The sequence below is a fragment of the Streptomyces sp. NPDC023527 genome, assembly GCF_055560115.1.
The window spans coordinates 12,836-24,815 of record NZ_JBVHJJ010000008.1 but is presented as its reverse complement, the minus strand read 5'-3'; the positions used below and the strand labels follow the sequence as shown (position 1 = coordinate 24,815).

The 11,980-nt window shown below is 73.9% G+C and carries 12 protein-coding genes; 4 read left to right on the top strand and 8 right to left on the bottom strand.

The window, feature by feature from the left end; all coding sequences use genetic code 11:
* Positions 1–78 precede the first annotated feature (78 nt).
* The gene (locus tag ACZ303_RS17260; RefSeq protein WP_467339716.1) at positions 79–498 is read right to left on the bottom strand and encodes a nuclear transport factor 2 family protein; all 420 of its coding nucleotides are present in this window, start codon (positions 496–498) and stop codon (positions 79–81) included.
* Between the two features lie 112 nt (positions 499–610).
* On the opposite strand from ACZ303_RS17260, the gene ACZ303_RS17255 reads away from it, so the two are divergent.
* The 3 genes from ACZ303_RS17255 to ACZ303_RS17245 all read left to right on the top strand — a co-directional run bounded on the left by ACZ303_RS17255 (position 611) and on the right by ACZ303_RS17245 (position 3,620).
* Positions 611–1,051, top strand: a complete 441-nt coding sequence (locus ACZ303_RS17255; protein WP_467339714.1) for an SRPBCC family protein — start codon at positions 611–613, stop codon at positions 1,049–1,051.
* Positions 1,052–1,161: 110 nt separating this feature from the next.
* Positions 1,162–2,145, top strand: coding sequence for an alpha/beta fold hydrolase (locus ACZ303_RS17250; protein ID WP_467339712.1), 984 nt, complete (start codon positions 1,162–1,164; stop codon positions 2,143–2,145).
* Between the two features lie 212 nt (positions 2,146–2,357).
* Positions 2,358–3,620, top strand: coding sequence for a sulfite oxidase (locus ACZ303_RS17245; RefSeq protein ID WP_467339710.1), 1,263 nt, complete (start codon positions 2,358–2,360; stop codon positions 3,618–3,620).
* An 87-nt stretch (positions 3,621–3,707) separates the two neighbouring features.
* On the opposite strand, the gene ACZ303_RS17240 is transcribed toward ACZ303_RS17245, so the two are convergent.
* Both ACZ303_RS17240 and ACZ303_RS17235 read right to left on the bottom strand, forming a co-directional pair.
* Positions 3,708–4,277: a GNAT family N-acetyltransferase gene (locus tag ACZ303_RS17240; protein WP_467339708.1), complete on the bottom strand. Its 570-nt coding sequence runs from the start codon at positions 4,275–4,277 to the stop codon at positions 3,708–3,710.
* Between the two features lie 252 nt (positions 4,278–4,529).
* Positions 4,530–5,717: a CapA family protein gene (locus ACZ303_RS17235; protein ID WP_467339706.1), complete on the bottom strand. Its 1,188-nt coding sequence runs from the start codon at positions 5,715–5,717 to the stop codon at positions 4,530–4,532.
* A 321-nt stretch (positions 5,718–6,038) separates the two neighbouring features.
* Here ACZ303_RS17235 and ACZ303_RS17230 point away from each other — a divergent pair, with 321 nt between their 5' ends.
* Entirely contained in the window at positions 6,039–7,199 is a 1,161-nt protein-coding gene (locus tag ACZ303_RS17230) for a hypothetical protein (protein WP_467339703.1), read from the top strand.
* A gap of 9 nt (positions 7,200–7,208) precedes the next feature.
* Here ACZ303_RS17230 and ACZ303_RS17225 read toward each other — a convergent pair whose 3' ends face one another.
* From ACZ303_RS17225 to ACZ303_RS17205, 5 genes are all read right to left on the bottom strand, one after another.
* Positions 7,209–7,625, bottom strand: a complete 417-nt coding sequence (locus tag ACZ303_RS17225) for a RidA family protein (RefSeq protein ID WP_467339702.1) — start codon at positions 7,623–7,625, stop codon at positions 7,209–7,211.
* 63 nt (positions 7,626–7,688) lie between these two features.
* On the bottom strand, positions 7,689–8,816 hold the full coding sequence (locus ACZ303_RS17220) for an amidohydrolase family protein (RefSeq protein WP_467340182.1): 1,128 nt from the start codon (positions 8,814–8,816) through the stop codon (positions 7,689–7,691).
* Between the two features lie 89 nt (positions 8,817–8,905).
* Complete coding sequence (locus tag ACZ303_RS17215) at positions 8,906–10,297, bottom strand: type I glutamate--ammonia ligase (RefSeq protein WP_467339700.1); 1,392 nt, start codon at positions 10,295–10,297, stop codon at positions 8,906–8,908.
* A 167-nt stretch (positions 10,298–10,464) separates the two neighbouring features.
* Positions 10,465–10,755 (bottom strand): hypothetical protein, encoded by a 291-nt coding sequence (locus ACZ303_RS17210; RefSeq protein WP_467339699.1) that lies wholly within the window; start codon positions 10,753–10,755, stop codon positions 10,465–10,467.
* Between the two features lie 195 nt (positions 10,756–10,950).
* Entirely contained in the window at positions 10,951–11,889 is a 939-nt protein-coding gene (locus tag ACZ303_RS17205; protein ID WP_467339698.1) for a carbohydrate-binding protein, read from the bottom strand.
* Between the last annotated feature and the right edge of the window lie 91 nt (positions 11,890–11,980).

Below are 11,980 nucleotides of genomic sequence, written 5' to 3'. Positions count from 1 at the left end.
CCGTGGGCCGCCGCTCGCGACAGGGCCGCCGGGACCCACGGGTCGCGGACGACCGACTGCGGCCAACCGACCGAGGCCCTACGCGTCAGGCGTGCACGCCTCGGCGATCGCGAGGCTGTCCTCGTACAGGCGGTACCGCGTGATCAGCCCGTTCTCGACCGTCAGCCGGGCCGCGAAGGGGGAGCGGAAGGTCTTGCCGGTGGTCCGTACCGTCCCCGCGAGGTGTCCCGCCAGCATCGCCTCGCCGCCGTCCACCACTATCGCCTCGATCGCGCGCCCGTCCGGCGCCGGGATCATGCCCTCGGCCAGTTCCCGGAAGTGCGCGGCGACGTCCGCGCGCGACGAGCGCGGGCGGAGCCACGGCACGACGGGGTTCTCGGCGATCATCCAGTCGACCGTCTCCGCGAACACCGCCGCGATCCGGTCCGGGTCCCCTTCGCCCACCCGGACCAGGAAGTCCTGTACGACGGCGCGGGTGCTCTCCTCGGTGCTGCTCACGTCGGTGTGTTCCTCTCACTGGACGTCACCACCGCCTCGCCACGGGTGTGCCGGGGCCGGCAGCCGACCCTAACCCGAGGCCGGTCGGCGCACGGTTGATTAAGCTGCCGTCATGGCCCCCTTCGTCCTGGAACGCCCGTCCCGGCTCGCCGCCGGCGAGGCGTGGCGACGGCTCACCGACTGGGAACGCCATGCCGCGCACGTCCCGCTCACCCGGATCACGGTGACGCCGCCGCCGAGCGGCATCGGCACCCGCATCGTGGCCCGGACCGGCGTCGGGCGCGCCGCCTTCGACGACGTCATGGAGATCGCCCGCTGGGACCCGCCCACCGAGGGCGGCGGCCCCGGACGCTGCCGCCTGGAGAAGCGCGGTTCGGTGGTCACCGGCTGGGCGGAGATCGAGGTGCGCGCGTACGGTCCCGGGTCGTGGATCGTCTGGCGCGAGGACCTCCGCGTCAGGGGGCTGCCCCGGCTGTTCGACGCGCTGACGGCCGGGTGCGGGCGGCTGTTGTTCGGCAGGGTCGTGCGGGGCCTGCTCGCGAACGACATGTGATGTCGGCCGCTTCGGGGGTCCGCGCCCCCCAACGGATACCTGGGCCGGGGAAGTTGCCCGTACTGTGAGCCCCGTCGGCATGAACACGTAGATCTGCTGCGGGAGGACCCATGGCCAGCGCGGTCGAGCACCGCTTCGTCGAGGTGAACGGCGTCTCTCTGCACATCGCGGAACAGGGGGAGGGCCCGCTGGTCCTGCTGCTGCACGGATTTCCGGAGTGCTGGTACTCCTGGCGGCACCAGTTCGCACCCCTCGCCGAGGCCGGCTACCGGGTGGTGGCACCCGACCAGCGCGGCTACGGCCGCAGCGCGCAGCCCGAGGACATCGCCGCGTACACCATGCTGCACCTCACCGGCGATGTGATCGGACTGATCCACGCCCTCGGCGAGGAGCGCGCGGTCGTCGTCGGCCACGACTGGGGAGCGCCGGTCGCCTGGACGACCGCCACGCTGCGCCCGGACGTCGTACGCGGCGTGGTCGGCCTGAGCGTTCCGCCCGTCCCGCACGGACCGGTGCCACCGCTGGCGGCCCTGCGCTCGGTGCTCGGTGACGGCTTCTACCAGGCGTACTTCCAGGAACCCGGAGTCGCCGACGCCGAATTGGCGCACGACACCGCGGCGACCTTCCGCGGCTTCCTGGCGGGCGCCTCGGGCGACAGCCCGATGACCGACCCGCCGCGCCCCTGGGTCATCCCGGAGGGCCGCAACCTCCTGGAATCCATGCCCGCGCCCAAGGAACTGCCCGGCTGGCTCACGGAGGAGGACATCGACGTCTTCGTCCGCGAGTACGCCCACCACGGCGACCGCGCCTTCACCGGCGGCCTCAACTGGTACCGCAACCTCGACCGGAACTGGGAGCTGCTCGCGCCCTTCCACGACCGCGGCGTCGACGTCCCCGCGCTGTACATGGCGGGCGACCGCGACCTGGTCCGGGCCTTCCCCGGCATGGACCAGTTGCTGCCCTCCCTGGAGCGGATCGTCCCGAAGCTGCTCGGTGACGTGACCCTCCCCGGTTGCGGCCACTGGACCCAGCAGGAACGCCCCGCCGAGGTCAACGCCGCGCTTCTGGACTTCCTCGGCCGGCTGCCCGCGTAGGCCCCTTCAAGGGCCGTTCGCCGGCGACCGTCGGGCGGGGACCGCCTCCTCGACGATCGCCGGCGGCGGGTTCAGGACCGGCGTGCCCGCGCGGTGGTCCGCCCGGCCGGGGGTGTCGTGCCCGTCCTGGCCGGAACGCGCCTCGGGTTTCCGGTGTTCCGTCGCCTAGCGTCGGGCGGTGTCCATGCCGCCTTCCGTGAGGAGACAGACCGTTGGCGTCCGATCCCGCCGCCCAGGAGACCGCCTACGACCGTCGCAGGCTGCGGCAGTGGCTTGTCGGAGAGATCGGAACGACCGGCGGTGGCCCCTCGCGCCGCGACGTGCTCAGGTTCCTGGGGGCGGCCGGGGCCGCGGCCGCCCTCGTCCCCGCCGCACCGGCCCTGGCGGACGGCCAAGCCCCGGGCATCGTGAAACCGCTGCCTCCCGAACTGCTGACCGTGCGCGGCACCAACGCCGAGACCAACTGGCAAGCCCTGCGCGGCACCGGCTACCACACGCCCGTCGACCGGTTCTTCGTACGCAATCACACCGCCACCCCTCTCCTGGACCCGCGCACCTGGCGGCTGAGGATATGGGGCGGCGGGCTGCGCGGCGGGCCGGTGGAGTTCTCCCGCGACGACCTGCGCGCGCTGCCCGCCGTCACCCGGGACGCCTGCGTGGAGTGCGCGGGCAACGGCCGCGGCTACTTCACCACCCAGCAGGGCGACCGGGTCACCGGCACCCCGTGGACGATGGGCGCCATAGGCGCCGCCCGCTGGCGCGGCGCGCGCCTCGCGGACGTCCTGCGCCACGCCGGGATCGGGCCGCACGCCGTGGACGTGATGCCGCGCGGCCTGGACGGGGACTTCATCGGCGACGGCACGAACTTCGGGCGGGTCCGCAGACCGATGCCGGTGGCCAAGGCCCTCGACGACGTGCTGCTGGCCTACGAGATGAACGGCGAGCCCCTCACGTACGACCACGGCAGACCGGTCCGTCTCCTGGTGCCGTCCTGGTCGGGCATCGCCTCCATCAAGTGGGTCGGCGATATCGAGGTGGCGGACCGCCCGCTGTTCTCACCGTGGAACACCGTCTTCTACCGTCTCTTCGGCGCCGCCCACCCGCCCGGCGGCAGCGCCCCGATCACCCGCCAGCCCGTGCGGAGCGCCTTCGAGTACGCGCCCGGCACGGCCTTCGCCGCCGGCGCCCGGCACCGGCTGACCGGCCGTTCCTGGTCCGGCTCGGGGGGCATCCGGCGTGTGGAGGTCAGCGTGGACGGCGGCGCGACCTGGCGCCCGGCACGCCTGCACGACCGGCCCCACCGCGACGGCTGGACGCGCTGGAGCACCGACTGGACGCCCCGGACGACCGGTCGCGCCGAGCTGATGGCCCGGGCCACGGACACCGCGGGCAACACCCAGCCCGCCCGTGCCGTGCCCAACGACCAGGGCTATTTCTTCGACGCCGTCGTACGCCATCCGGCCCTCGTCGTCTGACCCTCGGCCGTCACAGACGTCCCACCGCCACCAGTGGCAGGAGGTTGCACACGCCCTGCACCATGGCGCAGGCCGTCGCCGAACCGGTCAGCCTCGCGGGCGGAGGTCCAGCATGCAGAAGACCTTGTCGTAACGGCGTTCACCGACGGCGACGAAGTCGGGCAGCCGACCGTATTCGGTGAAGCCCAGCGAGTGGTAGAGGCGCAGGGCGGCGCCGTTGTCGCCCCGGGCGTCCAGGGTGAGCACCTCGATGCCCGCCTGCCGGGCGTCGGCGATCAGCGCGGCGGTCAGCGTCCGGCCGGCGCCCCGCCCCTGGGCGGCGGCGCCCACCGCGAGCTTCTCCAGATCGGCGTGCGGCCGATGGGTCGGCCGGGCGTAGCGGAGCCAGTACCCCAGGCCGACCAGCCGGCGGTCGAGGTAGGCGGCGCGCAGGGACCCGTCCCCGGCCCGCACCGCGGTGACGACGTGGTCGAGGAGTTCCGCCACCTCGTGGTGCGAGGGCGGTTCGACCCAGCCGAGCGCGGCACCCCCATGGACCAGGTCCGCCAGGATCCGGTGCGCCGACGCCGCGAAGCGGGTCGCGAGCTCCGGATCGGACGCGATCTCCCTCGCGTCGAGGACGACGAGACCGGAGATCCCACTGTTGATCATGGTCATGCCCGGCAGCCTATCCGGGGCACGGAAATCCGTACCGAGGGAAGGGGGCCGCATCCCGGCCCGTGCGAGGGGGCAGGGATGGAGGGCCGCCGGGACACGCGAGCGCATCAGCCTGCGGCCGACGTGCCCCTGCAACTGGCGAGCCCGGGCACGCCTCGCCGCCGGCTCGGTGACACAGCCCAGGCCGCCGAGGCAAGGCGCCGCGCCACCGAACAGGCGGCGCGGGAGGCCCTCATCGTCGTATGAGTCGCCTCAACGCCCCATGACCAGGCCGTCCTTGCCCGCGCCCCGGGAGAGGACGGCCTCACGGATCGCGTTCCGGGCCCGGAGCAGGTCGGTGCGGCCCGGGTCGGCCGCGAGGACGCGGTTGAGATCGAGCACCCGGTACGGCGCGCCCTGCTCGGTGAACTGGGGCAGGAACTCCGCCCCGACCACCCGCCAGCGCGTGCCCGCCCGCGCCGGAGGCTCGAACGTGAAGCGGGCGATCGAGCTCTGATTGCCGCGGGTGTCCGGCTCGCCCTCGGGGTTGAACATCCGTCCGGCGAGCTGGTCGCCCATCCCGTACACGACCCACGTCCCGTTGACCTTCTCGTACGGCTGCGGCACGTGGTTGTGTGTGCCGAGGATCAGGTCGACGGCGGGTCGCGCGGCGGAGCCGGCGGCGGTGAGCCGGCGGGCCAGGGTCAGCTGTTGCTCGTCGGGCGTCCGCTGCCACTCGGTGCCCCAGTGCAGGCTGACCACCACCACGTCCGCCCCGGCCCGGCGCGCGGCGCGCGCGTCGGTGAGGATCCGGTCGGCGTCGATGAGGTCGACCGTCCAGGGCCGGCCCGCCGGCACGGGGATGTCGTTGGTGCCGTACGTGTAGGAGAGCTGGGCGACCTTGGCCGGCCCCGCCCGCAGCAGATCGACCCGGGACCTCTCGGCGGCCGACCGGGCCGAGCCCGTGTGGCGCAGCCCCGCCGCGTCCATCGCCGCGAGCGTCCGCGCCACCCCCTCGCCGCCCGCGTCCAGGGTGTGGTTGGAGGCGGTCGAGCAGGAGTCGTACCCCGTCGCCTTCAGCGCCCGCGCGATCTGCGGCGGTGAGAGGAACGCCGGGTAGCCCCGGAACGGCCCGCGTTCCTTGCCGTAGACCGTCTCCATGTGGCAGATCGCCAGGTCGGCGGCCGAGACGACCGGCTTCACCCCGGCGAGCATCGGCCGGAAGTCGGGGCCGCCGGGCCCGCCGTCCCGCCGCGACTGCCGGATGATCTCCTCGTGCGGCAGCACGTCCCCCGTGGCGACCAGCGTGAAGCCGCGTCGCTCCGCCGCCTTGGCGTGCGTGTTCCGCTCGGTCCCCGGCTCGCGGCCGGGGCCGGCGGTGGGCGCGGAACAGTTTGCCGAGGCCATGGCGCCGAGCATCACCAGCGCGGCCGCGGCTATCCGGGACCGGCGTGCCGTCATCCGCCTCACCTCGCTTCACGGCCGGAACGTCTCATATGACTCATATGAGATGTGACGGGGTGATTCGGCAAGGCGGGCGGTGTACGCCTGCCCACGGCTGCGCCATATGGCGGAAAAGGGGAAGAGGGGCCGTCTGGGCCCGTGTCGTGGCCGTGGCCTCTACAGTTGCCTTTGCTTTGCCATTTTCCGCCGCGGCCGTGACCTGTCGTCACCGCCCGGGGGTGGGTTGCGGCACCGGTCGGAAGGATGTGCGCTGTGAGTGACCCTGTTCGGGGTTGTGTGCTGTTACTGGACGGGACGCCCGACCGGTCCCGTGGCGCCGTGCCGAATCCGACGGCGCACGCTCTGGCCGGGGCCGACCCGCGCCGCTTCCTCGCCGCCCCTTCGGTCGACGTGGTGCAGCTGCCCGGAGTCGCCGGCCCGCAGAGCGTGCTGGCCTACCTTCAGCACGCCGCCGCCGGACCCGGCCCCCTGCTGGTGTGGGTGACCGGACGGCTGATGGTGCCCTCGCGCCGGGGCAAGGAGCTGCACCTGGGCCTGTCGGGCAGCACCCCGGGGACCGTCCGCTACACCGGACTGCCCTGGGCCTGGCTGACCCGCACGCTGCGCGCCCACGCCGGACCGCTGCTGGTCCTGGCCGATGTGGAGGCCGACGCCGCGACCCGGCCGGAATTGGTGGCCGCGGCGAACAGCGGGCGGCTGGCCGACGGCGTGCCGCTCTTCGGCGTGGTCACCCCCGCGCCCACCACCCCCTCGCGCGAGGCAGGCCCGTACACCTCGGCATTCCTCGACGCGCTGCGCGCGGGCGACCCCAACGCCGGACCGGTGCTCGACGTCGCCGCGGTGCACCGTCAGGCGTTCGCCGTGGGCGGGTTCGGAGCGGAGACGCTGCCCCTGCGGTACGGCCCGGCGGACCCGATCCTGGCCAACTCCGCCCACTCCGCCCGGCCCGCGACCGTCGCGGCGGCACCCGCGCCGCTGCCCACGCCCGTACAGCACCCCCGGCCGGAGCCCGTACGAGCCCCGGAGCCCGCCCCCGCGCCGCTGCCGGCCCGGGAGGAGCTGTTGCCCGGGATCCTGGCCGCCGCCCACGCGGGCCGCCACAACGAGGCGGCCGCGATGGCCGCCGCCTGGGAGCAGCAGACCCTGCGCCTGCACGGCCCCGACAGTGCCGAGGCGGGCCTGTGGACCGAGGTCCGGGCCGACCTCGCCCGCCTGGCCGGCGACCACGTCCGCGCCGCCGGGCTGTGGATGGCCGCAGCCCGGGCGCGCATGGCGCGCAGCGGACCGGCGGACGGCGAAGTACTCGCCGCCGTGAAACGGGCGCACTACTGCTGGCAGCACAGCGGGGACCAGGCCCCCGGCCTGGCACCCGAGCTGCTCGCCCTGTGGGAGCGGGTCCCCGGCGGCCGGGACGCCGCCGAGCACGTCCGTACCCGCCTGCGGGCCCTCCACGACGCCCCGCCCGCCACCACCCGCTGACCCGGGAAGCTACGCGGCTGTCTCCCCGACGATCGCGAACGCCTCGACCTCCAGGAGGATTTCGGGCCGGAAGAGCGCCGCCACCTGCACCGCCGAGCTGGCCGGCGGCCGCTCGGTGTCGACGAACTCGTCGCGCGCGGCCCGGACGGCGGGGAGATGGCCGATGTCGGTGACGAAGTAGGTGAGCTTGACGACGTCGTCGAAGGTCGCGCCGGCCGCCGCCAGACAGCGCCGCAGATTCTCGAAGACCTGCCGGGCCTGCGCCCCCGGGTCGCCGGGCCCGACGAGGTCACCGCGCTCGTCGAGGGCGACCTGACCGGATACGGCGACGAAGCGACCGGTGCCGGCGACGACCTGGGTGTAGCCGGTGGCGGGCGCGACGCCCTCGGGGGCGGGGATGTGCGTGAGGTGGGTACGAAGTGCCATGGTCCCCATCCTGGGCCGCCGACCCCGCCCGCACCAGCGGTTGTTGCCGTGATCCGGCGGACATCACAACGGCCGCGCCGACCCCGGATCGAGCCCGTAGACCCGCTGCGCGGTGCCCGAGGTGATCATTTCCGCCACGCGCCGGGCGTCGTGCGGCGTCCAGGCGCCCTCCCGCACCCAGGCGGTCAGCAGGCGGGCGAGGGCCTGGGTGAAGAGCCGGGTGCCCGTGAGATAGAGCTCGGGAAGCCCGTAGGCGTCGGTGGAGAACATCAGCTTCCCGAACGGCGCCAGTTCGAGGGTCTCGGCCAGCACCGCCTCGGCCCGCGCGCCGGTGTGCGGGATCGCGAGACCGATGTCGGTGTGGACGTGCGGATACGCGTGGGCGAGGTAGGCGGCGTTGCGGTGGTACGGGTAGGTGTGCAGCAGGATCAGCGGGCAGCCGGTGGGGCGCACGGCCCGGATGAAGTCGGTCAGGAGCAGCGGATCGCTGCGGTGCAGGCGCAGGTCGGGGTCGCCGAAGCCGGTGTGCAGCTGGAGCGGGCGGCCCGTCTCGGCGGCGGTCCACAGCAGATGGCGCAGCAGGACGGGGTCGTGCAGGCGGTCGCCGGTCTGCCGGACGGCGAGCCAGCGGCCGGCCGCGCCGTGCACCTCCTGGGCCCGGGGCGGCCGGGGGTCGAAGTCCAGCCCGTGGCGGTAGGCGACCACCGACTTGAAGGCGACGGCGGTACGGGCCGCGTCGTGCACCGCGGCCGTCAGCCGGCCGAGGAAGTCCTGACCGCTGCCGGCGCCGTCCGCCGCGCTCTCCGCGAGGGACTCCAGCCGTACGATCTCGTGCGTACGGGCGCCGGAGGCCGCGGCGACCTCGCCCGGGCCGGTCAGGCCGGCGGGCAGGCCCGTGTCGATGAGGTAGTCGCTGATGCCGCTGGCGCGGAGCAGGCGCCGGATGGCCTCGTCGGGACCCAGCTCGGTGCGGCGGGCGAGGTAGTCGGCGGGCGGGCAGTGGGCGGGCAGGCCGAGCGCCGGTGGGCACCAGCGGCGCAGCGCGAAGCCGAGCTGGGTGTCGAAGAAGGTCGTGCCGGCGGCCGGCGGGGCGTCGGACTCGGTGAGGTAGGCGGTGAACTGCGCGGCCGTCAGGGAATGGCGCGCGACGCCGTGGCAGTGGTGATCCACCAGACGGTCGGGGGCCTCGATCGTGGTCACCGTTTCCACCTTCGCTGTCGCTCGGACGGGATTGTCACGCGGCCTGTGATGAGGAGATGGGGAAGGGAGACGGGGAGAGGTCAGTAACGGCCCCGGAGGGCGTCCACGAGCTCCTGCGGCCCCCGGCCCCGCGCGAGGGCGACCTCGCCGTGGCGGACGGCGAGGACCGCCTCGAAGAGGGGATCGCCGAGCGCCGTGCGCAGCAGTCCCGAGCGGGTGAAGTGCTCGATCGCCTCGGGCAGCGAGACGGGCAGGCGCGGGACGGTGCCGGTCGCGACGGGGTCGCCGGCGACCGGCGGCGGGAGGGTGAGGCGGTCGTCGATGCCCGCGAGACCCGCGGCGATGACCGCACCGATGACCAGATACGGGTTGGCCGCCGGGTCGAAGCACTTGACCTCGGCATTGGCGGCATCGGGGGCGTGCGGCGGCCCGGGGATGAAGCGCAGCGCCGCCTCGCGGTTCTCCACCCCCCAGCAGTGGAAGGCGCCCGCCCACCGGGAGGGCTCCAGGCGCAGATAGCTGGCGGGCAGGGGCGCGCCCAGCGCCAGCAGGGCGGGCAGCTCCCGGAGGACCCCGGCGAGGAAGCCCTCGCCCTCGGGGGTCATCCCCTGCGGGCCGTCGCCGCGGCAGAGGTTCCGGTCGCCCTGCCACAGGCTCAGGTGCAGATGCGCGCCGTTGCCCACGGCTCCCGCCCGCACGACGGGCGCGAAGGAGGCGGCCAGCCCGTGCCGGGCGGAGACGGCACGGATGGTCTCACGGACCAGGACGGTGTGGTCGGCGGCGGTGACGGGGTCGGCCGGGGCGGTGGAGACCTCCAACTGGCCCGGTTCGTACTCGGGATGGAGTTGGAGGACCTCGATGTCCTGCGCGGCGAGGGCCTGGAGGATGTCGCCGAGATAGTCGGAGAGCTCCACCACGCGCGCCATGCCGTACGCCGGCCCCGGGCCGGCGTGGCGCGCCTCCGCGCCGGCCGGCGCGTCCGGGGCGGGGCGGGTGGTGACGGACCATTCGGTCTCGATGCCCATGCGCAGGCCCAGGCCGCGTGCCGCGGCGCGGGCGGTCATGCGCCGGGCGAACCGCCGTTGACAGGCGGCGTACGGGCTGCCGTCCTGTTCGTACCGGTCGACCGGGGCCCACGCCCAGCCCGGCTGTGCGGCCAGCGGCGTGAGGCGGTCGAGGTCGGGCACGAGCCGCAGGTCGCCGTCGGGGCCGCCGATGTGCTCGCTGGTGACACTGGAGTCGTCGGACAGATAGACGTCGAAGACGGGGGACATGCCCACGCCCCAACGGGCGGTGTCGGGCAGACGGGTGGTCGGGATGGTCTTGACGCGGGTCAGCCCGGCATTGTCCACCCAGGTCAGGGCGACGCCGTGGATGTTCTTCGCGGTCAGCTGAGCGGCTTCCTGACGCGCCGCCGACCTCGCCTGCTCCCGGGCCCGCTCCCGGTCCTGTGCCTGCTCCGGCTCGTCCACGGTCCTCCCTCGTACCGACGACTCGTACGCGCGATCCCGGCCGGGCGGACACCGCACTTCGCTGCGCTGCCCGCCCGGCGGCCGTCGTTCCTGCGGACGCCGGCCGCTGTCCGGCTGTGGTTGCTGTGCCTTTCTGCCATTAGACCGTACGTCCGGTGCGGGCGGTATCAGGTGTGGGAGGTGGGTCCGGGGAGTGTTTGGGGGTGGTGGTGGGCCGGGACGCGGCAGTCGGGGCACCAATAGCCGTCGCCGTTGATGTAGGCCCAGCCGAGCTCCTTGATGTGCGGGGTGGCGGTGTGGGCGTGGTGGAGGAGATACCCCCACAGGTCGTCGTCGCGGGAGGGGCCGGGGTCGGCGATGACGAGGTCGAAGGTGGTCCGTGCGTCGCAGCCGCGGTGATCGCATGCCAGATAGAACCGGACGGGCCCGGGGGTTTTCCCTGCGGTGGTCAAGCTCATGCGGTCAACTCTCGTGAACTTCCCGGGCGGCAGGGGGAGATCGGCGAAAGTCTCCCCCGCACTGGTGATACGAGGTGTGAGCGGCGTGCCCACCGGGTAGCCCCTTTCGTCCCGGTGCGCGCGGTACGGGGGTGACGAGGAGTGACGACGGACGGAATCGGGGCTGGCCGAGACCCGACTGACGGTGTGTCACATCTACTGGCGCACGGTCCAGTGGTCGTTGGCGCCCGCCTGGATGAAGCGCAGGGGCGGGCAGAGGAAGTCGCGGCCGTCGGGGCGGTCCTCGGTCCACGGCGAGTCGGCCGGCCGGGCGGGCCGCCAGCCGCCGTGGGCGCGGAGTTGGACGGCACCGCTGTCGAAGACCGTGCGGCGGGCCTCGGTGCAGTAGTAGCCGACGCCGGTCGAGGGGTTGACGCTCGCGTAGATCTCGAACATGTCCCAGCCGTGCTCCAGCTCGCTCAGGTCCTTTCCGGACTGGCGGTAGAGCAGGTCCCAGCCGGCGGTGCGGTGGTTGAACAGATAGGCCGACCAGCGGTTGGCGCCGGCGTCGTCCTGGACCATCCGCACGCTGTAGGCGGGGCGTCCGGACGTGTTGACGGTGTACGTGGAGAGGAATGCCGCGTCGATGGGGAGGATCTTGGCCGGGCCGCCGGGGCTGGAGCACCAGTCCCAGGCCCACAGCTCGTTGCCGGTGTCCCAATAGGCGGTGACGACCTCCATGCAGGACTTCTGGGCCTTGGTCGTGGGCGCGTACGTGAAGTTCTCGGAGTCGCCTACGCGGTAGCTCGGGTCGACGCTGTGGGTGGCCATGACGCCGTCGTGCGTACCGGGTTGGGGGTAGACGCCCCACCAGTTGTGCGTGAGCTCGGCCGCGTCCGCCGGGCGGCCGGACAGCCGCGGGTGGTGTTCGAACGCGCCGCCGCTCCTCGCCCGCCGCCCTTCGGCGAAGGCGCGGACGGCCCGGTCGCGTCCGGAGGCGGGGGAGTGGGCCGGGTCCCGGGCGAGGGTGACCGTCCCTTGGTGCGGGGCGTCGGGCGACGGTGTACGGGCCGCCGCGGTGGGTGCGGCGGGGGCAGCGAGGGCGCACGCGGTGAGAAGGGCGGCGGCGGCCAGGCGGAAGCGGGATCCGGTCATGGGGCTCCTCCAGGGCGGGGCTCCGTGGGGGGTGGGAGCGCGCGATGGGAATGTCCATGGCAATGATGGAGATGTCAAGAACCGTGCGAGC

Bases quoted from the DNA above. Each gene is read 5' to 3' on its own strand.
- ACZ303_RS17255 (WP_467339714.1), top strand. From the start codon at position 611: ATGGCCCCCTTCGTCCTGGAACGCCCGTCCCGGCTCGCCGCCGGCGAG.
- ACZ303_RS17250 (WP_467339712.1), top strand. From the start codon at position 1,162: ATGGCCAGCGCGGTCGAGCACCGCTTCGTCGAGGTGAACGGCGTCTCT.
- ACZ303_RS17240 (WP_467339708.1), bottom strand. From the start codon at position 4,277: ATGACCATGATCAACAGTGGGATCTCCGGTCTCGTCGTCCTCGACGCG.
- ACZ303_RS17235 (WP_467339706.1), bottom strand. From the start codon at position 5,717: ATGACGGCACGCCGGTCCCGGATAGCCGCGGCCGCGCTGGTGATGCTC.
- ACZ303_RS17225 (WP_467339702.1), bottom strand. From the start codon at position 7,625: ATGGCACTTCGTACCCACCTCACGCACATCCCCGCCCCCGAGGGCGTC.
- ACZ303_RS17210 (WP_467339699.1), bottom strand. From the start codon at position 10,755: ATGAGCTTGACCACCGCAGGGAAAACCCCCGGGCCCGTCCGGTTCTAT.
- ACZ303_RS17205 (WP_467339698.1), bottom strand. From the start codon at position 11,889: ATGACCGGATCCCGCTTCCGCCTGGCCGCCGCCGCCCTTCTCACCGCG.